Source organism: candidate division WOR-3 bacterium (assembly GCA_039804165.1).
Taxonomy (GTDB): domain Bacteria; phylum Hydrothermota; class UBA3072; order UBA3072; family UBA3072; genus JAFGHJ01.
The window spans coordinates 20,080-46,885 of the sequence record JBDRZZ010000010.1 but is presented as its reverse complement, the minus strand read 5'-3'; the positions used below and the strand labels follow the sequence as shown (position 1 = coordinate 46,885).

Genomic DNA, 26,806 nt, shown 5'->3' with positions numbered 1-26,806 from the left:
ATGCTAAAAGATACTAAAATAGCGGCTTTAAAAAACGAAGCAAATAAGGCAAAACTTAAAGGTGATTATCAAAAAGCAGTAGAATATCTGGAGAACGTTTATGAATTAGATCCAAATGATGCCAATAATGCTAAGGAATTGGGCACTCTTTATAGTAGATTAGGAAATAAAAAGAAGGCAAAGGACTATTTTTGGAAAGCCTTAGAAAGGTATAAGGAATTGGAATATTATGAGAATGCAACTGCTTTAGCTCAAATGCTTTCAAGATTTGGAGAAGACGAATTATTAGTTAAACAAGAGCTTGCTTTTCTTTATGAAAAACAAGGTCTTATAGGAGATGCAGTCCTAGCGTATGAAGAGTTAGCTGAGTTGTATAAAAAAGAAGGGGATTTTGAAGGGGTTCTTGAAAGCCTTGAACATATTGTAAATATAATGCCTAAAAAGATAGGGATTAGGCTTAAACTTGTAGAAATTTATGAAAGTAAGAATAAATATGATAAGGCTCTTTCAGAATTAGAGGAAGTAAAAAACATATATGAAGAACAAGGAAGAGTAGAGGATGTTGAGAGAATAGAATCTAAGATAAAGGCTCTGTCCTCAAAGATGGGTTCTGTAAAGGAAACTAAGATATTAGAAGATAAAAAGACAGTTATACCAGAGGAAGTAAAAGTAGAGTTTGAACAAGAGGGGATTGGTCTTGTTGTGGAACCTGAGGAAGAGTTGGTTTTAGATGAAAGTGTGGAACCTTTTATTGAAAGTGCTGCAGATTTATTAGACATGAAGGAGGAAATAGAAAGTGTTACTTCTATTTCTCCAAAGGAGGAGATAGAGGTAACTGTTTCTGGTTGGGAAGACTGGATTAGTCTTGCAGAGCTTTATGAATCTGTGGGAGCTAAAGAGGAAGCTTTGGAGTATTATAATAAAGCTGCAGAGTTTAGTTTTAATAAAGGGGTTTATGAGGAAGCTTATAATATATACAAAAAGATAGCAGAGTTAGAACCTTTGAGCATAATCTTTAGACAAAAGATGGTTCAAAGTGCTTTAAAGTTAAACGATAAGGAAAAAACGATCGAAGGATATTTTGCTCTTTATGAATGTTTGAAGAAAAAGGAAGCTCATCTTGAAGCTGAGAAAATCTTAGATAAAATAGAGAAGATAGATCCAAATGCCCTTAGAGGGATTCGAGAAGAAGTATCACAAGAAGTAAAAGGAAAGATTGATTTTGATAATTTGTTTAAAGAAGAGGTAAAAGAAGAAATCTTTTTAGAGGAAGAAGGGGAAGAAAAGGGAGTTCCTTTTGAGGTTTTGTTAGAGGAATTTAAGAAGAAAGCAAAAGAGGAATTGGATATTACTGATTATGCTGCTCATTTTAACCTTGGAATTACTTATAAAGAAATGGGTCTTATAGAAGAAGCAATGGAAGAATTTAAGAAAGCGATGAAAGAAAGAACTTGGAGATTAAAGTCTCTTGAGATGTTGGGTCTTTGTCATGAGCTATTAGGAGAGAATGAAAAGGCTAAGAATGTTTATAAGATTGTTGTAAATACTGATAATTTTAGGGAGGATGAAAAAGCGGCGTTTTATTATCATCTTGGGAATTTATACGCTAAAGAAGATAAATATGAAGAGGCTCTTATTAATTATAAAAAGTCTGTTGAGATAGATCCTGAATTTGTAAATGCTAAAAAGAAAATTGAACTTATTAGTAGGAAAATGAATGGGGAGGAAGTGGAAGAAGAATTAGCTTTTTCTTTGGGGGAGGAGCTTTCAGAAGAAGGGGCTAATTTATGGGATTCGGTTTTATCTGGCGAGGTGGAAGAAGTTGGGAAGAAAAGCGAATCCATTGAGAAGAAAAAGGGCGGTAAAATTTCTTATATTTAGTTTGCTTTGACTGTGGTTATTTTTAGTTTCAAAAGGAGATAAGTTGGAAGAGTTTGACGTTATAGTAGTAGGAGGAGGACACGCTGGAATAGAAGCAGGGCTTGTTGCTTCAAGAAGGGGTTTTGGTTGTCTACTTATTACAATAAATAAAGAGTTTATTGGACAGATGTCTTGTAATCCATCTGTGGGGGGAGGAGCTAAATCTCAACTTGTGTTTGAGGTTGATTCTTTGGGAGGGGAAATGGGTTACAATACTGATTTAACTGGAATACAGTTTAAATTATTGAACGCAAAAAAAGGCCCTGCTATTTGGGCTTTAAGAGCCCAGAGCGACCGTAAATTGTATAGAGAGACAATAAAAAGGAGAGTAATGGAAGAGTTAGAAGTGGTTGAAGGTGAGGTTACAGATTTAATTTTAGAAGGAAAAAAGATTAGAGGGGTAAGAACATCTAATGGGAAAGAATTTCTTGGAAAAACAGTGATTCTTACAACAGGGACATTTCTATCTGGTCTTATTCATATAGGGTTGGAATCTTTCCCTTCCGGAAGGCTTGGAGAACCTCCTTCTTTGGGGCTGTCAGATTCTTTAAGGAAAGCAGGTTTTCAACTAGGTCGCTTGAAAACCGGAACCTCAGCAAGAGTGGATATGAGGAGTATTGATATTTCTAAGATGACCCCCGAGCCTGGGGATGAAGCTCCTCTTCATTTCTCTTATAGAACCAAAAATTTTAATCCTCCAAATGTTCCCTGCTATCTTACTTGGACAAATGAAAATACTCATAAAATTGTTAGAGAAAATTTAAAATATTCTCCTCTTGTTCAAGGAAGAATTGTGGGGAAAGAACCAAGATATTGTCCTTCTATTGAAACAAAGGTTTTGAAATTTCCAGAGAAAGAACATCACCATGTTTTTGTAGAACCAGATGGTTTAGATACTTATGAGGTTTATTTAAATGGAGTTTCCTCCTCTTTGCCTCTTGAGATTCAAGAGAAATTTTTAAGAACAATTCCAGGGCTCGAAAATGTTGAAATCTTAAAACCAGGTTATGCAATTGAATATGATTTTGTTTATCCAACCCAACTTAAGGCTTCTCTTGAGACAAAAATAATAGATGGATTATTTCTTGCAGGACAAATAAACGGGACTTCAGGATATGAAGAAGCTGCTGCTCAAGGAATAATTGCAGGGATAAATGCTACTTGTAGAATAGAAGGTAGACCCCCTTTAGTTCTTAGGAGAGACGAAGCTTATATAGGGGTTCTTATAGATGATCTTGTAACTAAGGGCACTGAAGAGCCTTATAGAATGTTTACCTCAAGAGCGGAATATCGTTTGATTCTTAGACAAGATAATGCCGATCTTAGGCTTAGCAAATATGGATATGAACTTGGACTTTTGAGTAAAGAAAGATATGAAGAGGTTATAGAAAGAAAAAGGAAAATAGAGGAAACAGAAAAATTCCTTAAAAAAAGAGTTGTTACTCCAAAGGAATTTCCAGCTATAAGGAAACCAACGACAGCTTTCTGTCTCTTAAAGAGAACAGAACTTGAAGAGTTAGAAAAAGTTTTGAATATAAAAATTGATGAAAATATTAGGGAAACTGTTAAGGTAAACATAAGATACGATGGATATATACAAAGGTTGGAAAGGAAAATAGAAGAATTTAAAAAAATGGAAAATGTCAGAATTCCTTTAGATATTAATTATGCTGAAATTCATGGAATTTGCACTGAAAGTGTTGAGAAGCTTTCTTTAATTAGACCTGAGACCCTTGGGCAGGCTTTTAGGATTTCCGGAGTTAAACCCACAGATATGCAGGCTTTAATGTTTTATATTCAAAGAAGGAAAAAGAGTAAAAAGGAAGAAGCAAAAATAGTGAAATGAAAATTCTTTTAGGGATATTCTTTTTTTCTCTTGGTGCGGCTTTTGGGAGTTTTTTTAATGTAATTATATATAGGTTACCAAAAGGGATTTCTTTAATAAATCCTCCTTCTCATTGTCCTAACTGCGGAGAAAAGATACGGTGGCGAGATAATCTTCCTATTTTAAGTTATGTTATTCTTAATGGAAAGTGTAGAAATTGTAAATTTGATATCCCTATTACGTATCTTTTGGTAGAGATATTGAGTGCTTTCTTTTTTCTTTATAGCTATTTTCGTCTTGGAATATCCCTTGAACTATTTACTTTTCTTGTTTTTATATCTTTGCTTATTCCAATCTCTTTTATTGACCTTAAAACAACTCTTATCCCTGATTCCCTTTCTATTTCCGGGATTGTGATTGGGCTAATTCTTTCTATTTTTCGGGGAATAGCTTTTATTTCTTTTTTAGGGGCTATTTTAGGAGCTATAATTATTTTGATAATAATAACTTTTGGTAAGCTTGTATACAAACAGGATGTTATGGGTTTTGGAGATTTGAAGCTTGCTGCTTTAATAGGAGCTTTTCTTGGATGGGCTGGACTACTTCTTGTAGTTATGGTGAGTGCTTTGTTAGGTTCTATTTATGGATTAATTCAAATAAGGAGAAGGAAACTTTCAATAAAGTCTCAGATTCCTTATGGTCCTTTTTTGGCGATCGGTGGTGTTATTATCTTTTTCTATGGAGAATGGATAATAATCCGGTTTTTCCTCCCCTAACAAAAATATTTTTTGGAATTATATATAAAGAGCAAGAAGGGCTTTCTTTTGTTTTAAACGAAATAAGTAAAATAGGGAAAATAGATATTCAGAGCCCTGAAATTCCTTTTAATTTTACAGATTACTATAAAGATGAAATGGGAGATTCTTTAAGGAGGAAATGGGTTTCTATTGAGAAGGTGATACCAGAAAATGAGTTGGTAAAGATAAAACATAAAACTCTTTTTTGGGAAAAAAGTCTTTGTGTAGGGGATAAGAGAACTGTAAATTGTGATCCGGGGGGAATCTGTGATAATAGGGTTGTTCTTGTGACGACAAAAAATTTTTCTCATAGGATTTATCTTGGAGAAGGAGTTTTTGCTGAGGTTACACTAATTTATAAAGGGACTGGTTTTCAGCCCCAAGCTTGGACATATCCTGATTATCAGAGTGAAATTTTTCTAGAATTTGCTATGAAGTGTAAGAAAAAGTTTTTGGAGATGAAAAATAATTTTAGAGTAAAATGAGGAGTCTTTTAAGAAGAATTATAATTGGAACCTGTGGTTATACAAGGTATAAACCCGAGGAAAACTGGAAGGAAAAATATGGTAGTAAATTAAGGGCTTATTCTTATATTTTCCCTTCTTTAGAATTAAATGAAACTTTTTATAAACTCCCTAAGGTAGAGACAGCAATTAAATGGAGGGAAGAAGTCCCGAAAGATTTTGAGTTTACTATGAAGTCTTGGCAAGCAATAACTCATCCCCTTAGTAGCCCTACCTGGAGAAGTTTTAAGGGGAATTTAACTGATAAAGAAAGGGAAAGTTTTGGATATCTAAGACCGAATCAAGAGATATTTAAGGCTTGGGAAAAGATAAAAGAAGTTGGAGAAGCATTAAAGATTAAAGTTTGTGTGATCCAAACACCTATAAGCTTTGGTTATTCTGAGGAGAATGAAAAAAATATAATGGAATTTTTTGATGGAATAACAAGAGGAAATTTTGAGATAGCTTGGGAACCAAGAGGATCTTGGGAAAAATTTCCTGAAAAGATAAAGTATATCTGTGATTCTCTTAACATTATTCATATAGTAGATATTATGAGAGAGGAACCTCTTTCTAATCATCCAATTGGATATATAAGACTTCATGGGTTAAATAAGAATAAGTATAACTACAATTATAATTATAAAAAAGAAGAAATAGAGATTTTAGCTGAGAAACTTGAAACTCTTTTAAATAAAAAAGAAAGAATTTATTGTATGTTTAATAATTACCAAATGTATGAGAATGCAAAAGCTTTAATAGAATTATTAAAACTTAAATAGCAACTTCAATTGCATTTAGTAAAATATTTAAGTCGTAAGGCTTTTCAATGTAATATTTTACACCCGCCTCTATCATTTTCTTTTTATATTCTTCGTCTTTTACAGCAGTGAGCACAATAACAGGGATGTTTTGAGTATAAATGATACTTCTTAAGGTTTTTAAAAAGGTAAATCCACCTCCACCAGGGATTAATATATCAAGAATTATTAAGTCTGGTTTTTCCTCTCTTGCGATCTTTAGACCTTGATCAACATCATAAGCAATGGTAGTTTTGTAATTGGCTTTCTGTAAATCTATGGATAGTTTTTTTGTGAAATCTTTATCATCATCCACTATTAATATATGGCCTGAACTACCCTCAATTATTTTTTCTTCTTCTTTAATATTTTCTTCTATACTTTTAAGAAGCTTTTGAGCATTATATGGCTTTTCTATGTATTCCTTTGCTCCAGCTTTAAGAGCTCTTTCTTTTATTTCAGGATCTTCTACCCCTGTAAGCACTATAACTGGTATATTTTGCGTTTCGGGGAGTCTACTTAATCTTTCTAACACAGTGATTCCTCCACCTCCCGGAATCATTAAATCAAGAACGATTAAGTCAGGTTTTTCTTTTCTTGCAATCTGAACGCCTTGAATTACATCACTCACATTAAAAACATCATAATTGGCTGAACGAAGGTGTCTTATCATTAAGGCAGAAAGGTCGTAATCGTCTTCTATTATTAGGATTTTCTTCCTTCTCATTATTTTACCATTTTCTTGAGGCACTTCCAATTATTCGCCATTCATCATAATTTTCTTTTTCAAGCTTTCCGGAATAAAAATTTCTTTCTACCTCCAAGGTTAAATTTCCAAGAAATTTGGTAGATAGAGAGGAGTTTAAATATAAACCCTTTTTAGAAGTTTCTTTTTCCTTAGAGATATTAACTCCAATTCCATTTGTTAATTTTTCAAGGAAAGTGTAATAGGTTCCAAAGTCAAGAGATAAAGTTTTTTCTACTGTATCAGGATAATTTGTTTCTGAGAAGTCAATCTCAAAAGAAATTGTTAAGGGTTTTATAAAACTGATGTCATGATAAAGAGAAATAGCTTTGCCTGAATAATTTGAAGAATCATTAGTGTCTTCGTAATTTTGATAAGAGAGGAAGAGAGTGGTGTTGTTGTTTAAATTCATAAAATTATAATTGTATCCTGTATTTATGGAAAACATATCACACTTTCTATCTAAATTAATAGAATCATTTTTTTCACTATAAGGGCTATAACTAAACTGGATAGAAGGAAAATCAGAAAAATTGAAACCAATTCCTAATTCGTGCGTTTGGAAAGCAGTTGTTGAACCTTTTATTCCAATTAGATTGTCTTTTTCTTTTGAAAGAGAGGCGAATAAAAATAGGGTGTTGTTAAATAGATTTTGTTTTAAGCCTCCTTTGTAGGACAAAAGGTCATTTCTTTGATATGGATTTCCAAAAGAAAAGAAACCTGGTCCTACAAGAGTGAGTGAACCACTAATTTCTGTATTGTAAATGGTTAGAGAGGAATTTATTAGAAAAGCTAAGTCAAAAGAGCTACTGATTTTCGGATGCAAGAGATTCTTAATAAAAGAGGGGATTTCAGAAGAAGGGAGCTCTGGAGTCCTTATGTCCCTTACAAGTTCACTGCCTACAAATTCTGATTCTATATTGAACTTATTATTGAAGAAAGAAAGTTTTAGAAGAGCTCCAAGGAGGTAATTCTCCATTGGTTTTAAAACCTCTACACTATCCGTATCACTTCCTAAAGGAATAAAATAAGGAGAAACAGAATTTGTATCATCAATTCCATGAAGAAAAATAAAATGTAAATGGGAGTTTTCTTTCCTACCTAATCCAAGCGTAAAGGCAAACATACTTCTTTCATAAGCGTATTCTGTAAAGGTTGAATCAGACCCAGTTACACCTCTTTGTATAGTTCCCTTTGCACCTTCAAGATGGAAAATTCCTGGATTTAGTTCAAACACACCTCCAGTTAGAGGAATCCCAGAGAGAGTAAGAGAAGAAAAATATGGATAACAGGTTCCAAATTCAATGTTAGAGATAGAAAATATAAAACTTGGAAGGTTGGCCTTTTCTTTTAATAGTTTTTCGGGTTGGATACTTATTCTATATTTATTTAAAGCTTGACGAGCTTTTGATTCTAAAGAGCTTAAACATAGTTCGAAAGAAATGGGCATTTCTGCGATTGATATTGTTGGATTGAGAAAGAATCTCATTTGTGTAGTGGGTTCAATTAGAGTGTCTCCATTTATATCATTATATTCTCCATATAAAGTGGTATAACCTGAGAATTTAATTAATTCAGCATAAAAAGGAAAGGAGAAAAAAATGAGGATTAATATTCTATTTTTCATATCTTTTATTTTTTAGGGAGCTGAGGGGTAATTGGTAATTTGTTTATTTTTATTGTAGCATCATTTAATTTATCCCAATCACTTGGAGAGACCTCATGCCAATCTTTACCAGGAACATTTATTACTTTAACTGGCATCTTTGTTATTTTGTTACCTATAACTTGGGTAATCTCAAGATTACAAGTAATTGATTCTTTTTCTCCTTTAACAAGAAGACTTTCTCTATCTTTAGATAATCTTATTTTAATAGGTATAGAACCTGGAAGACTTAAATTAGAAATCTTAAACCTTCTTGCCATCTCTTTTTCTGGGAGTTTTTTATAGATTTCTATTTCAAAATTAGGATTGCTTCTTTTGGTTGTTAATTCTATTTCTTCGTTAAGAGTGGAAAGTTTCTTTATGTTTAAAAGGTCTCTTCCATTAAGACCTCCTTGAGAAGTCAATTTTATAATATTATCCTTACCTGCTATTTCAAAATTGTATTTTTCACCTCTTGAAGCAATCTCAAAATTAAGATCTTTTCCTAAAGAATTAATTGCAAAATAAATCTCAGGAATTTCCTTTATATTTGAGCCTCTTTTTGCGGAATTAACTGGCATTCTAAATAAGTTTTTTATTCTGAGTCTAGGGTTATCTTCTATATCTGAGAGTCGGGTGTGTGAAGATCCGCTTGTTTTATAAAACTTATGACCTTCTCCATCTGTGATTTGAGCTATATTTGCTCCTGTTAAGAAAATATGATTTAACGCATCAGTTATTCCTCCAAGCTGTAGAGGATTGCGAGAGGGTGGTTTTACAATAGACATTGGTGTTGCAAAAATGTAACCGTCAGGAGACCCCCAAATTTCTCCAGGTTTAAATTCATAAGACCAGTTACCACTTCCGCGGTCAATCTCTATGTAATTTTTATTGTTATCGTAGAAATCCGAATCGGGAGGATACCATTTATTTGGGTCATATAAATAAATGTAGCGTTTCGAAGCAGTTTCCTTTAATCTATATGGGATCAATGTATGTCCTACCATACTATCATTTTTTACAAGGGTAATAAGAGGTAAGTCTCCCATAGATAGATAATATTCAATTTGTTTATAAGCGTAATTTGGATCCTTTGGATGAGTTCCAGTTATATTTTCTGCTATCCACAAAATTCCAGCATGACTCCATTCATGACATTGCATCACTGTAATTGTGGTGCATAATTTGGCTGAAGCAGGGCCATTATAATCACCAGAATAAGTATAAATAGGTTTACAAAAACCAAGATGTCCTTCTTCTTTGTATATAATGTTTGCGAGTAAACTCATTCCAAAACAATTTCCAGATGCAATGGCAAAGGCTGCATTATAAGCTTTATAAAAAGCATAATCTAAAGGACAAAGGACCTTTGCAGTATTTGAGTCTTTGCAAATTCCTATAAAAGCCCGCGTGTATATTTCCCAAGGTAAGACTGTTTTTCCACTTGCATCAGTAAAGTAAGTTACATTTTCGAATCTCCAGGTGTGGAGTTTTGTAAACTCATCTCCGCTTTGTAAAGAAGCTGTTGCTAGAAAAATAAAAATGGCAAAGATTAAATTTATCTTCTTCATTTATCCTCCTTTCAAGGAGTTGCTTTCCCCTTTTCTGCTCCTCCAGTAGGAGACCGGTTTCCATTTTTAGCAAAATACTGAACTTTATACCAATATTCTTTATTCGGAATTATCTTTTTGTCTATAAACTTATTTCCTCTTATTATAGGACTTATTTGACGATACCCTTTTGTTGGTTCTATACTTCTGAATACAACAAACCCGGCGTATTTTGGGTCATAGGTTGGTCTCCAGGTTACCTGTAGAGCGCACTCTCCAGGAACTTGAGTAACTGATAAGTTATAAGGAGTAGGAGGAGTTCTTAAACTATAAGTGTATGTTTCTATTGGAATGGAAGGTTTACCAATATTGCCTTGGTAATCTGCCGCTTTTATTCTGTACCAATAGACCTTCTTTTCAATAACTGTCGTATCAAGAAAGGAAAAAACTGAGTCAGCTGCCCAACGGTTTATAGGGGGAATGTCTTCACAACCTATTGCTACAGGAAAAATAAGTGTATCGCTTACTCTCTTATAAGGTCCTTCCTCTTTTTCCGCTCTTTCTACAATAAAGCCAAATAAGTCTTGAACCGGTGGGGCAACCCATTCAATTTTTATTGCGCGGTCTCTTGCTTTTAAACCGACGATAATAGGTGGTGGTGGGGGTGTTTCTTCTCTTAGTTTTTGACAAACAGTCTTAGAAGTGTCGCTTAAATTTTGACTTCTATCATAAGCTTTGATGGAATACCTATAACAAATTGGAGAGCCTTCTGGAACAGTATAGTCATTGAAAGAGAGACTATCAGGGTGATCTTTGTTACCCACAAGATATAATGGATAGATTCTATATTCTGTTTTTATACACACCCATTCTTTTCTCTCGCCAATTCTCTCACTATCAGCGCAAACAGAATCTCCTCCGCAAACTCCCCTATATATGTTGTATCCAGCAAGATCAGATGGAACTGGATTTGGTTTTTTCCAGGAAAGAGCAATATGATTAGAGTGGCTTTCTGCTTTTAGATCTTGTGGAGGAGATGGTGGTGTTGTGTCTGGAAGATGATTTCCAGCTGATGGGGAGAATCCACTTACATTTCCTGAATTGTCTACACTTTTTACCCTATACCAGAAAGTCTTTTCTCCATAGGCAGAAAATAAAGAAGGATCTGTGTCTTTGAAGAATGGGAAAGCTCCAAAAGTGTCTGGAAGTAGAGCTTTTATAAGCACACTATCTTTAAGAGAATCGGCAGAGTTAAAACGGTAAACTCTATATCCTTTTATCCCTCCAAGTTCAAGATGTCCCAGTTCATCGTGGGTGACTCTATGCCATTTTGCTAAAAGTCCATCAGGATAAGCTTCTACAGTTATTCCATAAGGAATTGCAGGGGGTGTTTTGTCTTGAGGTTTTGCAGAAACCGGAGAGCTAAAAGCCCCTGGTCTTCCGAGGAGATCTAAACCTCTTATTTTATAAGAATAATTAACTCCATTATAGGGGCCATAAATAGAATCTGTTCCAACCAAGTGTTTTTTGGGATTCCCTCCTTCATCCCATCGCATGAAATCTATAAAGCAATTTTTTGCTGAGATTTTATTCCCATAAAGGTCAAGAGTGCATTTTTGCATTATTTCTGCTTCGTTTATCTTGATCGCTGGTTCAGTGGGAGATCTTCTGTAAATCTCATAACCAAGAGAATTTTTTACATCATTCCAGCGAATAAGAACCTTGTTATCCCCAGCTTGAGCTGTAACTTCTGTTGGAGCTGGTAGAGGAGTGAAGCTTCCAGCTTTAACTATTGCAGTGTCAATGGGGATAATTTCTCTTTCTGTTTTCTTTGATGGAGTTATTAAATACAAATATTTTTTTCCAACAACCACATTGCTATCAAGATAGGCTTGACCAAGGAGTAAAGCTATTTTCCAATATTTGTTACTTAAAGCAAGAAGGCTTTTGTAAGCTTCGCTGGTTTCTGAAATTAGGGAGATAGCACATGGTGTAATAGGCTTTATTAAAAGAGCATCATCAAGAGGAGTTTTAGGAAGAATTTCCTTTGCACTTTTTGTTTTCAAAGAAGATAAAACCTTCACAATAACTTCGTATTCTTCTGAACCTGGAAGAATAATTTTCTTTATTTTTTCGCAATCTTTCATAATAGAGATGGGTTCAGAATTGATTGGCTTTTCTGGAATTAAAGTGGAGGGAAGTTCTATTCTGTAAATATCATAGGCTTCAATTCCTTCCTTTTTAGGCCATTTAAGTAGAATAAATGTTTTTCCTCTTGAAACATCACCACTTATAGCATAAAGGAAGTCCTTTTCGGTTGGCTTAATTTCCCCTTTTAAAAGTGGAACTAAACCTTTAGTTTCATCAATTTTTCTCTTGTATTCTTCAAGCATGTTTAATCTTTCCGCAAGGGCTCTTATTTGGGAAGTTAAAGCTTCTTCTTTTGTTACATCACCTAATTTTTTAGCTTCGGATAGTTTCCTTAAAAGGAAATCAATATCTTCTTTTTTCCATTCATACCAATGTTTTAGCTGGTCTTTTCTAAATTTCTGGATTTTTGTTTCCATCCCTTTTTCAATTAAAGCCATTCTCCCTTCTTTTAGAATAGTCTCTTTCCCTGTTTCTATATTTCTTAAATTTAAATTTCCTGAAATGACTTTTACTTCCATTTTATCTTCTATATAATAAGCTTCAAATTCTGTTCCTATAATTCCAGAAATTGAGAGAGGAGTTTTAACTTCAAAAGATTCTCCTTTTATTAACTTTTTAACCTTAGCCCAGATTCTTCCAAAAGACATAAAAATAGAACGTTTTTCTTTACCGCTTGTGGTAATTTTCGTGTTTTCGTCCAAATATATAATAGAACTATCAGGATAAAGAATTTCGGCTCGTGAGCTATCTTTAACAATTATAGTATCAATTTCTTTTAATTCCATCCCAATTGTAGGAATGAGAGTAGTATCTTTCCTTTTAATTGTAACATCATTTGTGTAAAGATTTAATGTGGTTCCCAAAAGAAATATTAAAAACATCTATTACCTCCTATTCTAAATAGAAGCCGTCCTTTGAATTCATTCCTGCGGTTACTTCTACTTCTCCGCAAAAGACCCAAAGTGCACACGCACGAAGACCGAAAGTTCCTTCAAATCCCATTGGATCTCCCAAATACATTGCAAGTTTTCCCCAAGCTGAAGCCGAGAGGACTCCCCATAAGATTTCTCCATATATGTAAACTCCAACTATTCCAACAGCATAGGGTAGTGGTAGTAGAGTGCTGTAAATTATACTACCATCTTCTGTTGGGGTTAAATTCAAGAAAGCCCCAACCCCTGCATACATTTCAATCCCTCCTTCAATAACTCCGGCAAGGCTAATGGAAAATTCTGTATCTCCAAAGACGTAAACACCTGTTACATTATTCGGGATATAATTTAGGTTAATTCCAAACTTTCTATTAAGACTACTACCTTCACGAAGAACCCAAAGTTTATCCTTTGGGGCGTTAATTCCTATAAATAGGCCTCCAGAAAGACCACTACCGAAACCGACTTCGCATATATTAACAGCCAATCTTCCTTGGATATAATTTGAAAGAGGTGCAAAACACCAGTTAGCTTGACCATCTGCTTCAATATCTAAACCTAAAGCACTTAAATCAAAAGCTCCTTTTATTTCTCCTTCTACACTTCCTCTTGATAGATCGGTTTTAAGAAACAGACTTCCATTAATTTCAAGATCGACACCAAAGACATATAGATACATTATTCCGTTTGCATCAAAATTTATGATGTTTGGGGTAATTGCCATTTTCACTTCAACGCCAGTTCCAGCTTTTGGTGATAGGAGTTCAAAGCCTCCTCCTGTAGAAGTTTCTAATCTTCCTCCCAAAGCTATTGTATTTAGCTCGTCTCCTTCAATCACAGCGCACCCCCAAATTTCTCCAAGACTTGTGAGTTCAACATAAGAGAGTCTTAGATTATGTTGCTTTGTTTCTAAAATACATATTTTTATATAAATACTATCAAGCTCAATTTCTGCATTTATAGGTGAGGATGTAAAAAAGTTAAAATCAACCTTTCCCAAGCCAATGAATCCGTTCTGATCTATAGCATCATAACCAACTTCTTTGAAGTCCATTTTTGCAAGACCAGACCCCCAGTTTCTATAAATAGAAAATTTGCTTGGTTCTATGGAAACGATTCGTCCAAAATAGGGTGATGTTGTTGCTGAATATTTTGCATCATGGATTGTGATGAGTGTATCAGGTTCACCAAAGAAATTAAAATGAATTCCACATTTTACGACAAGTTCTCCAGATCTTGATGGATCAAATTCTGATAGAGCAGCTGAATCAAGTGTTATTGGAAATCCATCAAATTTCTGGTGCGCTGCATTGTGGTTAAAGTAAAATTCTCCCAAGTCTCCATCAGAAAGCATTTCTCCCCAGATTATATTAAATCCTTTAGAGAAATGGACAGGTTCATAGATTTCTGCATTTGTGTAAACAATTTCTCCTTTTTTAACACTAATTACTCCTCTTTTAGAAGAAATCCCAACTCCCCAGTAATCTAAAGTAAGAGCTAGGCTTGGGAAAAATGCATTTCCCCCAGCAAAACTTCCTGTTGAAGTGATCCCCAATTCTCTGAAAGGAGGTTTTATATTAGAAGGATAAGGAATTTGGAATTTTCCTCTAAGATCGGTATTAAAAGAGGAATTTCCCAAAAACCAGAATTTCATAAAAGTTGAGTCTATTTCATTATGAGTGAAGGTTGTGTTAAAAGAGCTGTCTGATAAATAACCTGTTTTTCCTGGAATTCCGAGTTTTACATTTAAAGGAGGAGTTCTACTATCTGAGGATAAATAACCTCTCATTCCTTGCATTTCAAGGTTAAACCATCCGCCTCCAGTTTTGTTTTCTGGGGCTCCTAATCTTTCAAACCTTATAGGGGCTTTAGAGTCTTTGGAATAAACAGTTAATAAGTCGTATCTCTGGTCTATTCTTGAAATTACAAGACCTATTAAGGTGTCTGGATTTATTGTGACAAAAGTGTCTTTTTCTACAATTGAGTAGTATTGATAAGAAGTTGCTGGAAGTTTAATTTTAGAATTATGAACGACTTTAAGTCCAAATCCACCCCATCTCATCTCTTTATCTATTTTGAGCTTCCCTCCAATATCTAAGGAAGAGTTGACAAGGAGAGAATCATAAGTAGCTTGAATTGGGTTTCCCATCTCATCAGTTACTCCATTACTGTCTGAGGGAAGGACAATATAACCGTTTTTAAATTTACCTTCTTTTATCTTACAACTATCTATTTTTAGATACCCTTCATTTATGTGAACCTCAAATCCCATTGGGATTAAAGAATGGAATGTCCAAGGAGCGGCGAGCTGAAATGTTGCGTTGAATCCAGCTGGAGTAGAAACGGCGTTGTTGAAAATATAATGTGCGTAAAGATAACCGGTGTTGCAAGTATCAAGTTGAGTTTGTTCCACTGTTTCTCCTTTTTTTAACTGAATTTCTATTTTCCCGGGAGTAATTTTATGGCTTAAATCAATTATTATTTTCTCCTTAGATTTAATTAGAATCCCTGTTTCTCCCAATCTATAAGGGCCTCTTTCTCCAGACTCAAGCTCTTTATATATGTCTAAAATAGGCGAAATTTTTGTTTTAAAAGATTCTATTTCAATAGTTTTACAACCAGCTGTATCATATAGGCAGGGAATACTTACTCCTATAATTCCAATTGCTGAGTCTGGCATAAGATGAACATTGTGGACAAAAACAGGATAACCTTCAACTTTCACCTCAATTGGATTAGGAAAACTTTCAATTATTTCTCCTGAGATAACCTTACCAGTATCTCCTTTTTCCCAATTCACTTTCAATTTTTGAAAATTTACCTGGAATTTTACAGGAGTTAAAGTAAAAATAGGACCTCCAAAATGGGTAGGGAGGTTCTTTTCTAAGAAAAAAGATTCTCCTACTCCAGAGAGAGAGTCAAGAGAGAAGGAAGTATAAGTGATATTTTTTATTAAAAATTCTCCTATTATTAAATAAGAAGGTAGTAAAGGTATTGGTTTTACCTTTATAATAGGACCAATTTCCCATACTTCGCTTAACCCTCTGTTTTCACCTAGAGGGAATCCTTCTTTATAAAAGGCTTGAACTTGCCAGGCATATCTTTTTTGGGGATCCAATTCTCTACCTTTAATAGGATATTGGAAAGTGGTTTTACTAATTCTCTCTTCTTCATACCAACTTGGATTAGATCTTATTGCTTCTTCTTTTGTTTGCCCTTCGTATATTTCAACGATTTTAATTTTATAAAAAACTTTTTCTCCTGGGGGTAAAGGTGTAGGTCTTGTCCAAGTGAATATAGGTCTTTTATTTTTTAAAGGTTCTCCTGTTTTAGGGGAAATTAATCTTGGCGGTCCAGATGGTTGAACCAAGATATTTATGCATTGGTGAGTGAGTTCTTGATTTGTAGAAGCATCTATTAGATACACACAGGCAGTGTAATCCCCTGGAGGAACAGAGCCTGTTCTTACAATAAAGTCTTTATCTTCTTCTCTATACCATTTATCTCTTAACTCTTTTATATCAGTTGCTTTTATTCTTGTCTTTCCTAAAGGAATTGTAAATTCATTTGTGCTACCCCTAAATAAAAGACCTTTTCTTAGTTCTCTTACTTCTCCACGTAGATAGACATTCCGAGAAGTATTAGAACTATTGGTTATATCAATCCACCAGAGATCTTCAATTTTCAACTGATTTGGAGGAGGTTGATGAATTCTTAAGGTGAACTGAGCTTTTAAGAACAAAGAAAATATAAATAGAATTGTGATTTTATAAAATTTCATTAATTCCTCCTTGGTTTTATTTCTTAATTTAAAAAATTTTTTGAAAAGCAAGATGAGATTTTTAATATTTATTTTATTTATTTTTTGTTTGTTGTCAATAGAAATTTTTATTGTAAGTGTTAAATCCAAAGCAGGTGGACACTTTGTGGAGGTTTTGGAGATAAAGAGGGTAGATTTAAATATAAACCTAAAAAATATAAGGTATTTTTCAAAAAAAGGATGAGATTTATAGAGAGATGAGCGAAATTGTTCTAAATTGTTGGTTAGAAGAATTAAGGAGTTGCAATTATGGTTAAAATAAATATCCTCCTTTTAAAGACAAACAAAAAAAGGAGGAAACACGTTCTATTATCAATAGGACGAGGTTATAAAAATATGCAACCCTTTAATAAGGTAAAATTTCGTTTTGAGATGGTAAAAAATGCGAAAGAAGAGTCTATAGAGATGTAGCCCGTAATTTTAATACAGGAAGACCTATCGTTTACAAATGGCTTAAAAGATTTGATAAATGTGGCATAGAAGGCTTATATAACCCTTCCAGAGCACATCAGGGAGTCCATAATAAGACACCCAAACACATAGAAAAACGCAAAGAGACGGGTAAAATGTCAACAAAGGTATTGGTTAGAGATTTTTAAGTTCCTGTTTCCCATGAAACCGCCAGAAGGATTTTACATGCGAGAGGAGACGAATTACCTAAAGAAAAAAGGTTGCAGAGTAAGAAGAAAAAGAGAATTCTTTGATATAGAAGTCTTTGAAGGAAAAGAGCATTTCTTTCATAAAGTCAATAATTATCTATTTTTCTTTAATACGATGAGAAAGAACTCAAACAAGAATGATAAACTCTTTAGAGATACTTATTGAGAAAACAAATCTCCTGAACTTGTCCACTTGTTTGCGGCGGATCTTGATAAATTTCTGGAGAAGAAAATGGATGTGACTCTTGATCTGGAATTAGACCTTGTGAATGTTAAAATATCTCAAAGTGTCCACCACCTGCCTTGGAAGGTCTATTTTTATTGTAAGATAATAGAAAAGAACTATGTCTAATTCCCTCCATTCTACTAAAATACAAATAACAAATAGGTTGCTAATTATAAAGATAAAGAATTTGAGAAAAATTTTAATTTTTACAATTAAGAATCCGTTAAATACTCTTTCGTTTTTTATTTTCAGCTATCGTAATAACACCATTTTTTTACTCTTAAGTGTTTTGCCAACTTTAAGTGTATAAATATAAATACCACTTGGTAAATCAGAGCCATTAAAAATGAGAGTTTGTTTGCCTGCGCATTGTCTTTTATTTAATACAGTTGTGATTTTCTTGCCCATAATATCATAGATAGAAATTTCAACATTAGCTTCTTCTTTTAAATAATATTCTATGGTGGTAATGGAATTGAATGGATTAGGGTGGTTTTGATCTAAATAGAAATCTCCTGTAAAAGAAAGTGGTTCTTTTAACTTTGGTGTCTCCCAGGTAATCCATTTAGAAAGATCAGGATTGTATGGGCTAATCTCCACATTGGTGTTTATTGTAGTATCACCAAGGAGAAATTTTTCTATGAAGGCTATTACTTCTGGCCTCTGAATGTCTGGAAGGACGCAGTGGTCACTGTGACCGACTTTAGAAAATCCAAACCTGTCAGGCACTCCAAGAGCTTTCCAGACTTCATGAGCAGCCTTACACGCCACATGTCCAGATTCTTCTGCAAGCCACTCCATATCCGGGTTGCCAATTATTAAAAGTGCACGTGGTGCTACCAGTGCCATTACTTCATGATGATCAAAAGGTAATTTTGTAACTGCATAGTTGAATTGAGAAAGATCTTGGCTATACCAGGCAAAACCTTGAGCGTTTTTTAGAGTTTCTCTATTACCTGGTAATGTTTCTGTTACTCGCCATGCTGCATCTCCTCCTCCTCCAGGTTCTTGTGCAATTGTGAGAGCGATTCGCTCATCAAATGCCCCAGAAAAAAGCGCAATCTTTCCTGCGTAGGAACACCCTGTTACAGCTAAATGGGAGAGGTCGATTTTGGCCTGAGGGCACATTTCTAAGCCATCTATAATTCTACTTACACCCCAGGCAAAGGCGATAAATTTACCTCTTTTAGGATCCGGATAAAGCTTAAAGAATGCTCCATCACCACGCTTGTTAGACCAAGCATTAGCTACTTGCCAATCCATATAATGGATTGTTGCAATCCCACGAGTTATAAAGAGATCTGATGGAAGGCTTCCAGTGGGAGACCACCCTACACCAATTACAGCAGGAAAAGGGCCTTCTCCTTCAGGGAGACTTATAGGAGCATACAACCTGAATGTATCTTCGTTTTCGACAATGGTTATTGCGAGGATTTTACCTGACAAAGTTATAGAATCTCCACCTTCAAATATAGGAGGCAATTTTACAATTGTATCAGAGAAACTTGCTTTTAAGTTAGTTGGAGGCTCTGGTTTGGTTCCAAGTTCATAGTGTTGAATTAAAGCACTAATTTCTGCACGGCGACATCGCCAATCGTCACAGCTTTTAATTCGACCTTTGTTACTATCAGCCCATATAAATGGGTCGGGTAAAGTTTTTATTGTTGGTAATTCACTAAAAGAAAGAAAATCCGGTAAAGGGCAATCCATCCCTGTATTTTCAATATCATAAACAAGTGGCATTTTTTTACCTAATAAGTTAAAAAAAGTAAATAAGATTAATAGAATACATTTCGTCTTCATTTTATTTCGCCTCCTCTTTATTTATATATAAATATATTATATGAAATCCTATCTTTGTCAATTTCAAAGAATATATTTATACTAAAGGTAAAAATGTTTTCTTAACTTGTTGGGGGATAAATTTACATTTTTTACCTCCATCGAATGAAAGGTTCTATCTTGACTTAAAAGGTTATTTCTATAACTTTTTTTTATGAAAACATTGACAAAATTTGTTATTTTAAGGAAGTTATTACATATAGGAACAGCTTTATTTCCAATATGTTATATTTTTGTTCCTCGGTTTAAGATGATTGTTGCACTTGCCATTGTGAGTTTTATAACGCTTTTGGTAGATTTCTTAAGATTAGAGGTTAAGAAGTTAAATAAAATTTTTAATCGTTATTTTGGAAAATTGTTGTGGGAAAAAGAGAAAAAGACTTTAACGGCTGGAACTCATTATGTTGCAGGTGCATTTTTATCTATTTATTTTTTCGATAAATGGATTGCCATTGCTGTTTTACTTTTTTTATCTTTTGGAGATACTTTAGCTCATATTATTGGGGTAAAATGGGGGAAGATACGCCTTGACTCTGAAAAGACAGTAGAAGGTAGTGTTGCATGTTTTGTTGTTTGTTTATTTGTTTCTATCTTTTTACCTCATCCGAATAAGTTGGTTCTCTTTTTAGGCTCAATTGTTGCTTCTCTTGTAGAGTTTTTTCCTTTTGGAATAGATGATAACTTTGCTCTTCCTTTAATTACAGGTGTAGCTATGGAGATTATTTTGAAGATTTTATAAGGTTGTATCTCTAATTATTGGTTTCCCATCCGAGATTCTCTGGACATACCTTGAATCTAAGAAATCAACCCATTTTTTACCCGCAAGGTATCTTGCCAGAGCTTCTTCTGGATTACTTGAAAATATTGAAAGGAACTTTAGATAAGAAAATCCTAAAAGAAGATTGTCCTCTATTTCGTATAGGTTATACTTTCTTTCGTTTAACCTTTTTTCTTCTTCTAAGGTTAAACCAACTGAACCCGAGAAAAGAAGCACTTCTCCAATATAACTCGCTGTTTCTTCTAAGACTTGGGTAAGCCCTTTAGCGTTGGCTTTGCTCTTAGCAGTTGGGATAAAATCACTCTCGGTTTGAATCCATCTAAGGACCACTGGCCATCTCATCCAGAAACGTACAGAGTAATCATACGCTCTTTTTATTATTTTGCTGTCTCCTTCTACACCACAAGAACGAGCATATAAAAGAGCTTCTTGCCGTAACTCTTCATATTCTTTACGCCATCTTGTTTCTTTCATAGAGAGTAGAAATTGAACAGGGATTAAGAAGGTCATAAAGAGTGTTATTCTAAATAAATGATAGTTTTTTGCCTTTTTTATGTCAAATATCATTTATATAAATTTATTCTAAAAATCAAATTTTGCAAGGGGTTAATCAATTTTTTAATAAAACCCTACAGTGTTATTTAACACTGTAGGGTTTGTAAATTTAAGGAGGTAAAAAAATATTTTGGTTATTTATTTAGCTCCTTTAAGCCTTCTTCCTCTTCTTTTTTATATTCTCTGAGTTTTTCAATTTCTTCTTTTAGTTCTTGGAATGACTGAGAAGCTCTAAAACGAGTATATAAATTGGTATTTTCGCTTGAATATAGTTGCTTCAGAAGTTCCTCTTTCGCTTTTCCTATTGGAAGTTCCATTAAGACGAAGGCTCTATAACCGGTTCCTTCTTTCGCAATTTTTACTTTGCGTTCTTTTGTCCCTATAAGGGTCTGATCAACGACATTTTTCGAAACTTTAGTGAACTGAGATAATAATTCTGCATCTTCCGTTTTTCCAACTTCTTCGTCAAATTTCTTAATCAAACCCATAATGTGAGATTCAAGGTTTTCTGCTATATCAAGTCTTGCATCATGTTTTGCTTTATCTATTGCGAGTTGCAAATCTTCTGAAGTAGCTGTAGCCTTTCCTAATATATAATTTGGATCACTTTCTGTAGTTAGATACCAACTTGGAATTTCTATTTCTCCTAATTTCGTTTCTCCCTTAGAAGCACAGCCTAATATCGAGATAATTAAAAGTGTTATTAATAAATTTCTCATTTATGCCTCCTTAGGAAAGTATAAAAGGAAAAGATAAAAAGTCAAGAGGGGGAATAATTCATTTTAACGCTTTTTCGATTTTCTCTGCAATTGCTTCTGGAGATAATTCTAAGGCTTTGAATAGGTCTTCTGCACTTCCAGAAGGAGAGAAGTCTAAAACTCCATAGCTATGGAAGTTAACAGAAGTTCCACTTTTTGCCATAAGGTTTCCCAAAATACAACCTAACCCACTATTTATTAAGTGTTCTTCATAAGTGAAAACATTTTTGTACTCAGTAATTTTTTTAACATCTTCTTTTCTAATTGCAAGTGGACAAGAAACGTTCCAGATTGCGAGTTCAAAGCCTTTTTCTTGAAGTATTTTTCTCGCTTGTAGAGCAAGAAATAATGTGTATCCATAAGAAAGAATTATTCCGTCTTTTCCTTCTCTTACTCTATCAATTTTACCATATTCAAATTGATAGTCCCCCCCAAAAAAAGCTTTTCCATTTTCATCTTCTATTATAGGGCTTTTTTCTCTTCCTACAACAACTGCAACATTAGTTTCCATTTTTGTTATATACCGAATTACCCTGTCAGTCTGGTTCGCATCTGCGGGAATAATGATTGAGAATCCGGGAATATTTTTTATTAACCCAATATAATCTATGCATTGATGAGTTTTTCCATCCTCTCCAACATTAAGACCATTATGAGTGGACACAATCCTGAGTTTTGTATTGTTTATTGCATTTAATCTATGTTGATTATAGGTTTCATCAAAAGAGAAAACTCCAAAATCAGAATAAAAGGTTTGGAACCCTCTTATAGAGAGGACCCCAGAAATTGTAGCAGTGTTATGTTCACTAACTCCATTCTGAATGAAATAATCAGGATGAATCTTTGCAAATTTATCTGTTTTAACAGAGCTTGCCAAATCGCAATCTGTTACTACAATTGTCCCCGGCTCATTTATTTTTGCAAGGTCTGCTAAAGCATTACCATAAGCATCTCTATTTGCGACTTTTTCTCCAACTTTATATTCTATAGGCTTTCCTAAGTTCAACTTTGGGAGGGGATAGACATTATTGTTCTTTTTTATGGGTTTTGCAGTTGTAGAATTCCTTTTCTGAATATATTTTTCTATATCGTTTTCTATCCCTAAAACTTTAAGGGCCTTATCCAATTCTTCTTTAGAAAGAGCTTTTCCATGATAGCTTTCATCTCCCTCTATGAAAGGAACCCCTTTACACATTATAGTATTTGCAATTATTGCATAAGGCTTAGACTCATCGTTTATTGCATTATGGATTGCTTCATATAATTCTCTAATATCATGGCCACATACTTCGAGAACTTTCCATCCATCTGCGAGGTAGTCCTCTTTTATATTGATAGGCATTATATCTTCTACTTTACCTGAGATTTGTCTATTGTTATAATCAATAACGACAGTTATATTGTTACATTTAAACTTGGAGGCGAATCTTCTTGCTTCAGCTACTTGTCCTTTTGCTTGTTCTGCGTCGCTCATAAGGGCAAAGACCCTCGAAGAATCTCCTTTTAGTTTTTTTGCAAGAGCAAATCCACAGGCTGCAGAAAGTCCTTGTCCTAAGTTACCAGTAGACCAAACTATTCCTGGAAGATGGGATTCTACGTGTCCTTCGTAAGGGCCTGAAATATGTCTAAAGAAAGTTATTACCTCTTCTATATCAAGAATTCCAAGCCTCCCAAGAATTGCATATACTCCGGGAGAGGTGTGTCCGTGACTTACTACAACTTCATCTTTTGTTAGATCTGCAAGGCTATATACTGTTGTAAAGATATCAATTGAAGAAAGTGATCCTCCAGGATGTCCTGAACCTGCAACTGTGGTCATTTTCAGGATGTCGCCTCTGCATAAATGAGCTATTTCTTCTAATTTTGATAGCACTTCTTTAGAAATCTTTTTGCTCTTGAATCTGTATTCTTCTCTTTCTTTAAACCAATTTTTTAAATTATTACTCATTTTTTTCTCCTTTTTATTTTGGTTCCCTTTAGTAAATACCCTTCCGTTTTTGTATGAAAATATATAAATTATTGTATTTTTGTCAAGAAACTTGTTGACAAAATTAAATTTATTATTAATTTAACCAAAAGATGATAGGAAATATTTTTGTTTTTTTAAGTTCCTATTTGATAGGGAGTGTTCCTTTTGCCTTTATAACAGGAAAACTTGTAAAGGGAATTGATATTAGATATGCAGGGGAAGGAAATGTGGGGGCGAGAAATGTTTTACACACTGTGGGAAAGCCTTATGGGATAATTGTTGGGATCTTAGATGCATTGAAAGGAGTTATAGTAGCAATTTTATGCTTGTCTTTGAATTTATCATTTACCACAATTGTGATTGGAGGTTTTGGAGTAGTTTTAGGCCACGATTTTCCAATATTCCTTGGCTTTAAGGGAGGTAAAGGGTTGGCTACTGCAATTGGGTTTTTGCTTATTTTGTTTCCTCTTCCTATGGTGGTTTCTCTTACTTTTATGTTAATTATGTTTTCTATTAGGAGATATTTTCATTTCGCTGTGAGTATTGGAATTGGGAGTTTACCAATTTTGTGGATGCCTCTTTTTAAGAATTCTTTTAAAGAAATAATATTTACAATAAGCTATCTTTCCTTTCTTGGGATAAAAAGACTTATAGATGAACCTCATATGAGGGAAGTAAAGAAAAAATCGGGATGGGATAAAGGATGAGAGTTTACAACTTTGTTGTAACAGGCTTACTATTAGTTATTTTAATAAATCTTTTGAATAATCTTAGATTGCTGAAGTCTTTTAAGGGAAGCAATAAGCGGAATAAAAAAATGCCTTTTGTTTCTGTCCTTATTCCGGCAAGGAATGAGAGTGGAAATATTGAAAAATGTGTGCTTTCTATTTTAGAACAAGATTATCCCAATTTTGAGGTGATGGTTTTTAATGATAATTCATTGGATGATACTTTAATGAAATTGGAAAGAATAAAGGAAAAATATCCTCAATTGAAAATTTATACAAATGATTTTTTACCTCCTGGTTGGACTGGGAAGAATTTTGCCTGCCATTTTTTGTCTAAGTATGCTAAGGGAGAGTGGTTACTCTTTACAGATGCTGATACGGTCCATTCCCAAGATTCAATTTCTTTAGCTGTGAATTCCGCTATAGAGGAAAAAGCTGATCTTTTGTCAATAATGCCGGATTTGGTGATGGGAACATTATCTGAGAAATTATTTATACCTCTTGTTCATTTTGCATTTTTTAGTTTTATTCCTTTAGGACTTATGAACTCTATAAAAAATCCGAATGTTGTTATAGCCCTTGGACCTTTTATGCTGATTAATTCTAAATTTTATAGAAAAATCGGGGGGCATGAGAAAATTAAAGATAAGATTGTGGATGATTTGGAACTTGCTAAGGAAGTAAAGAGGAATGGAGGAAAGGTTGTTTTTATGGATGGAAGAGAAAAAGTTTCTTTAAGATTTTATGATAATTTTAAAGATTTATGGAATGGTTTTTCTAAAAATTCTTTTGGGGCTTTTAATAATTCTATTATTGCTTTTCTTTTGTTTATTTCTTTTATTTTGTCTCTTTATTTATTTCCTATCTTTTCTTTCGTTTTGGGAATAGTAAGATTTAAATTGGGCTTTTTCTCAACCATTCAATTCTTTTTGATTCTCTTACATAGATATTTTCTTTCCGCAAGATTTAAAATAAACTATTGGCTCATCTTTTTGCATCCTTTTGCTCTTATATTCGCCTTACTAATAGCTCTTAATTCTATGAGACTTACTTTGTTGAATAAAGCTGTTACTTGGAAGGGAAGAATTTATAGAATTTTATCAACCTAATATTAAATGGGCAATTCCAAGATAGATCCCGGTTCCAAATATGTCTGCGAGAGTGGTGATAAGAGGAGTGCTTGCTGTCGCAGGGTCTTTTCTAAATTTCGTGAAAATAAATGGGAGAGAAACCCCTATAAGACTTCCAACCACGACATTTGTAATCATTGCTAAAACAATAACTTTAACGATTGTCCCTCCGCCCCCTCTTAAAAAACCCATTATAGATATGCCAAACCCCATAGCAACACCTAAGGCTCCAGCTATAAGTAATTCTCTACCAAGTAAATATATCCAATCTTTTATCTTTACAGTTCCAAGAGCCAACGCTCTTATAACCAAAGTTGCCGATTGAGAGCCTGCATTTCCTGCTGTATCTATGAGAACGGGAAGGAAGGTTACAAGAACGACGTATTTTGCAATCATTCCTTCAAATCCTTTAATAATCCCTCCAACAATAAGATCCATAATTAAAAGAGCAAGAAGCCATACAATTCTTACCTTAAACATTTTTGCCAGAGGAACTTCTTTTATTCTTGTTATGAATTCCATTCCGATTGATTTTGCTTCAATTGCGGAGAGTTTTGTGAAGTCCTCTGTTTCCTCTTCTCTAAGGACGTCTATTATATCATCGTGCGTTACAATTCCGAGGAGATGTCCTTTTGAATCTGTTACAGGGAGAGAATAAAGATTGTATTTTTGAATTAGTTTTATTGCTTCTTCTTGGTCAACCATTGCATTTATGGAAACGAAATGATAATCCATAATAGACTCAATACTCTGGTTAGATTTTGATAGGATTAATCTGCGAATTGGAATATCATCGATGAGGTGCCATTCGTCGTCCACAACATATATCATATTTATTGTTTCTGCATCCTTTCCTTTATTTCTAATATGTTGGATAGCTTCTTTAATGCTCCAACTGGGCTTAACTGCTATATAATCAGGCGTCATCAATCTTCCAACGCTGTCTTCTGGATAACCGAGAAGTTGTAGGGATTCCTTTCTGTCTTCAGGAGATAGTAAATTAAGGAGTTTTCTTGTAACTTCTGGTGGAAGTTCTTCAAATAGGCGGGTCCTATCATCAGGGTCTAATCCTGTGATAATTGATTTGATATACTCATTTGTTAAATTTTTTAGAATATACTTTTGCATCTTAGAATCAAATTCAGCAAAAACTTCAGATTGTAATTTTGGAGGAAGTAACCGGAATAGAATTAATCTTTCTTTATCTTCAAGCTCTCTTATTAACTCTGCTATATCTACTGGTTCCCACTCTGGCAAAACTTCTTTCAAGGTATTCCAGTCTTCTTCCTTGATCAAGTCCTTTATTTCAGGTTTAAGTAGGATTGAAATTGGGCTTATAATCCTTTTTTTCTTTGGCATAAATTCCTCCTACTAAATTTATATATATTTTTTCTCTAAGAAGGAAGTCAGACAATTTTAATAAAGATAATGAATTTCGCAAGTGTAATTTTTGAATTGACAAAATGAGTAAAT

The 26,806-nt window shown here is 33.9% G+C and carries 21 protein-coding genes; 11 read left to right on the top strand and 10 right to left on the bottom strand.

Annotation, left to right across the window (positions count from 1 at the left end; genetic code table 11):
* Genes ABIN61_05110 through ABIN61_05090 form a run of 5 tightly spaced genes read left to right on the top strand, consistent with a single transcriptional unit; the run spans window position 1 to window position 5,827 of the window.
* The gene (locus ABIN61_05110) at window positions 1-1,881 is read left to right on the top strand and encodes a tetratricopeptide repeat protein (GenBank protein MEO0293584.1); all 1,881 of its coding nucleotides are present in this window, start codon (window positions 1-3) and stop codon (window positions 1,879-1,881) included.
* A 43-nt stretch (window positions 1,882-1,924) separates the two neighbouring features.
* Window positions 1,925-3,766, top strand: a complete 1,842-nt coding sequence (gene mnmG, locus ABIN61_05105; GenBank protein ID MEO0293583.1) for a tRNA uridine-5-carboxymethylaminomethyl(34) synthesis enzyme MnmG — start codon at window positions 1,925-1,927, stop codon at window positions 3,764-3,766.
* Window positions 3,763-4,521, top strand: coding sequence for a prepilin peptidase (locus ABIN61_05100; GenBank protein MEO0293582.1), 759 nt, complete (start codon window positions 3,763-3,765; stop codon window positions 4,519-4,521). The genes mnmG and ABIN61_05100 overlap by 4 nt, the downstream gene beginning before the upstream one ends.
* Entirely contained in the window at window positions 4,491-5,027 is a 537-nt protein-coding gene (locus ABIN61_05095) for a DUF4416 family protein (protein MEO0293581.1), read from the top strand. Before ABIN61_05100 ends, ABIN61_05095 begins: the two co-directional genes overlap by 31 nt.
* Complete coding sequence (locus ABIN61_05090; GenBank protein MEO0293580.1) at window positions 5,024-5,827, top strand: DUF72 domain-containing protein; 804 nt, start codon at window positions 5,024-5,026, stop codon at window positions 5,825-5,827. Before ABIN61_05095 ends, ABIN61_05090 begins: the two co-directional genes overlap by 4 nt.
* Here the strand turns inward: ABIN61_05090 and ABIN61_05085 are convergent.
* Genes ABIN61_05085 through ABIN61_05065 form a run of 5 tightly spaced genes read right to left on the bottom strand, consistent with a single transcriptional unit; the run spans window position 5,820 to window position 16,649 of the window.
* Window positions 5,820-6,596, bottom strand: coding sequence for a response regulator (locus ABIN61_05085; GenBank protein MEO0293579.1), 777 nt, complete (start codon window positions 6,594-6,596; stop codon window positions 5,820-5,822). The genes ABIN61_05090 and ABIN61_05085 overlap by 8 nt on opposite strands.
* Entirely contained in the window at window positions 6,577-8,217 is a 1,641-nt protein-coding gene (locus ABIN61_05080; GenBank protein ID MEO0293578.1) for a hypothetical protein, read from the bottom strand. The genes ABIN61_05085 and ABIN61_05080 overlap by 20 nt, the downstream gene beginning before the upstream one ends.
* 5 nt (window positions 8,218-8,222) lie before the next feature.
* Window positions 8,223-9,806, bottom strand: coding sequence for a hypothetical protein (locus ABIN61_05075; protein ID MEO0293577.1), 1,584 nt, complete (start codon window positions 9,804-9,806; stop codon window positions 8,223-8,225).
* An 11-nt stretch (window positions 9,807-9,817) separates the two neighbouring features.
* Window positions 9,818-12,817, bottom strand: coding sequence for a FecR domain-containing protein (locus tag ABIN61_05070; GenBank protein MEO0293576.1), 3,000 nt, complete (start codon window positions 12,815-12,817; stop codon window positions 9,818-9,820).
* Between the two features lie 10 nt (window positions 12,818-12,827).
* On the bottom strand, window positions 12,828-16,649 hold the full coding sequence (locus ABIN61_05065) for a hypothetical protein (GenBank protein ID MEO0293575.1): 3,822 nt from the start codon (window positions 16,647-16,649) through the stop codon (window positions 12,828-12,830).
* Between the two features lie 91 nt (window positions 16,650-16,740).
* Between ABIN61_05065 and ABIN61_05060 the strand changes: the two genes are divergently transcribed.
* The 3 genes from ABIN61_05060 (at window position 16,741) to ABIN61_05050 (ending at window position 17,513) form a co-directional block, all read left to right on the top strand.
* Window positions 16,741-16,872 (top strand): hypothetical protein, encoded by a 132-nt coding sequence (locus ABIN61_05060; protein ID MEO0293574.1) that lies wholly within the window; start codon window positions 16,741-16,743, stop codon window positions 16,870-16,872.
* Between the two features lie 65 nt (window positions 16,873-16,937).
* Entirely contained in the window at window positions 16,938-17,099 is a 162-nt protein-coding gene (locus tag ABIN61_05055; protein MEO0293573.1) for a hypothetical protein, read from the top strand.
* A 225-nt stretch (window positions 17,100-17,324) separates the two neighbouring features.
* Complete coding sequence (locus tag ABIN61_05050; GenBank protein ID MEO0293572.1) at window positions 17,325-17,513, top strand: hypothetical protein; 189 nt, start codon at window positions 17,325-17,327, stop codon at window positions 17,511-17,513.
* Between the two features lie 312 nt (window positions 17,514-17,825).
* Here ABIN61_05050 and ABIN61_05045 read toward each other — a convergent pair whose 3' ends face one another.
* On the bottom strand, window positions 17,826-19,376 hold the full coding sequence (locus tag ABIN61_05045) for a T9SS type A sorting domain-containing protein (protein ID MEO0293571.1): 1,551 nt from the start codon (window positions 19,374-19,376) through the stop codon (window positions 17,826-17,828).
* Between the two features lie 193 nt (window positions 19,377-19,569).
* Between ABIN61_05045 and ABIN61_05040 the strand changes: the two genes are divergently transcribed.
* Window positions 19,570-20,154: a diacylglycerol/polyprenol kinase family protein gene (locus ABIN61_05040; protein ID MEO0293570.1), complete on the top strand. Its 585-nt coding sequence runs from the start codon at window positions 19,570-19,572 to the stop codon at window positions 20,152-20,154.
* Here the strand turns inward: ABIN61_05040 and ABIN61_05035 are convergent.
* From ABIN61_05035 to ABIN61_05025, 3 genes are all read right to left on the bottom strand, one after another.
* Window positions 20,149-20,760 (bottom strand): transglycosylase SLT domain-containing protein, encoded by a 612-nt coding sequence (locus ABIN61_05035; protein MEO0293569.1) that lies wholly within the window; start codon window positions 20,758-20,760, stop codon window positions 20,149-20,151. The genes ABIN61_05040 and ABIN61_05035 overlap by 6 nt on opposite strands.
* 122 nt (window positions 20,761-20,882) lie before the next feature.
* Window positions 20,883-21,467: a hypothetical protein gene (locus ABIN61_05030; GenBank protein ID MEO0293568.1), complete on the bottom strand. Its 585-nt coding sequence runs from the start codon at window positions 21,465-21,467 to the stop codon at window positions 20,883-20,885.
* Window positions 21,468-21,525: 58 nt separating this feature from the next.
* Complete coding sequence (locus ABIN61_05025; GenBank protein MEO0293567.1) at window positions 21,526-23,454, bottom strand: transketolase; 1,929 nt, start codon at window positions 23,452-23,454, stop codon at window positions 21,526-21,528.
* Between the two features lie 131 nt (window positions 23,455-23,585).
* Here ABIN61_05025 and ABIN61_05020 point away from each other — a divergent pair, with 131 nt between their 5' ends.
* Both ABIN61_05020 and ABIN61_05015 read left to right on the top strand, forming a co-directional pair.
* Entirely contained in the window at window positions 23,586-24,182 is a 597-nt protein-coding gene (locus ABIN61_05020) for a glycerol-3-phosphate acyltransferase (GenBank protein ID MEO0293566.1), read from the top strand.
* Window positions 24,179-25,312, top strand: a complete 1,134-nt coding sequence (locus ABIN61_05015) for a glycosyltransferase (protein MEO0293565.1) — start codon at window positions 24,179-24,181, stop codon at window positions 25,310-25,312. The genes ABIN61_05020 and ABIN61_05015 overlap by 4 nt, the downstream gene beginning before the upstream one ends.
* Here ABIN61_05015 and mgtE read toward each other — a convergent pair.
* Window positions 25,304-26,692: a magnesium transporter gene (mgtE, locus tag ABIN61_05010; GenBank protein ID MEO0293564.1), complete on the bottom strand. Its 1,389-nt coding sequence runs from the start codon at window positions 26,690-26,692 to the stop codon at window positions 25,304-25,306. The genes ABIN61_05015 and mgtE overlap by 9 nt on opposite strands.
* Window positions 26,693-26,806 lie beyond the last annotated feature (114 nt).

Coding starts and splice junctions, on each gene's coding strand:
- ABIN61_05075 (MEO0293577.1), bottom strand. CDS start 9,806: ATGAAGAAGATAAATTTAATCTTTGCCATTTTTATTTTTCTAGCAACA.
- ABIN61_05050 (MEO0293572.1), top strand. CDS start 17,325: ATGCGAGAGGAGACGAATTACCTAAAGAAAAAAGGTTGCAGAGTAAGA.
- ABIN61_05055 (MEO0293573.1), top strand. CDS start 16,938: ATGGTTAAAATAAATATCCTCCTTTTAAAGACAAACAAAAAAAGGAGG.
- ABIN61_05035 (MEO0293569.1), bottom strand. CDS start 20,760: ATGATATTTGACATAAAAAAGGCAAAAAACTATCATTTATTTAGAATA.
- ABIN61_05020 (MEO0293566.1), top strand. CDS start 23,586: ATGATAGGAAATATTTTTGTTTTTTTAAGTTCCTATTTGATAGGGAGT.
- ABIN61_05090 (MEO0293580.1), top strand. CDS start 5,024: ATGAGGAGTCTTTTAAGAAGAATTATAATTGGAACCTGTGGTTATACA.
- ABIN61_05070 (MEO0293576.1), bottom strand. CDS start 12,817: ATGTTTTTAATATTTCTTTTGGGAACCACATTAAATCTTTACACAAAT.
- ABIN61_05025 (MEO0293567.1), bottom strand. CDS start 23,454: ATGAGTAATAATTTAAAAAATTGGTTTAAAGAAAGAGAAGAATACAGA.
- mgtE (MEO0293564.1), bottom strand. CDS start 26,692: ATGCCAAAGAAAAAAAGGATTATAAGCCCAATTTCAATCCTACTTAAA.
- ABIN61_05040 (MEO0293570.1), top strand. CDS start 19,570: ATGAAAACATTGACAAAATTTGTTATTTTAAGGAAGTTATTACATATA.
- ABIN61_05045 (MEO0293571.1), bottom strand. CDS start 19,376: ATGAAGACGAAATGTATTCTATTAATCTTATTTACTTTTTTTAACTTA.
- ABIN61_05110 (MEO0293584.1), top strand. CDS start 1: ATGCTAAAAGATACTAAAATAGCGGCTTTAAAAAACGAAGCAAATAAG.
- ABIN61_05015 (MEO0293565.1), top strand. CDS start 24,179: ATGAGAGTTTACAACTTTGTTGTAACAGGCTTACTATTAGTTATTTTA.
- ABIN61_05095 (MEO0293581.1), top strand. CDS start 4,491: ATGGATAATAATCCGGTTTTTCCTCCCCTAACAAAAATATTTTTTGGA.
- ABIN61_05030 (MEO0293568.1), bottom strand. CDS start 21,467: ATGAGAAATTTATTAATAACACTTTTAATTATCTCGATATTAGGCTGT.
- ABIN61_05100 (MEO0293582.1), top strand. CDS start 3,763: ATGAAAATTCTTTTAGGGATATTCTTTTTTTCTCTTGGTGCGGCTTTT.
- ABIN61_05065 (MEO0293575.1), bottom strand. CDS start 16,649: ATGAAATTTTATAAAATCACAATTCTATTTATATTTTCTTTGTTCTTA.
- ABIN61_05080 (MEO0293578.1), bottom strand. CDS start 8,217: ATGAAAAATAGAATATTAATCCTCATTTTTTTCTCCTTTCCTTTTTAT.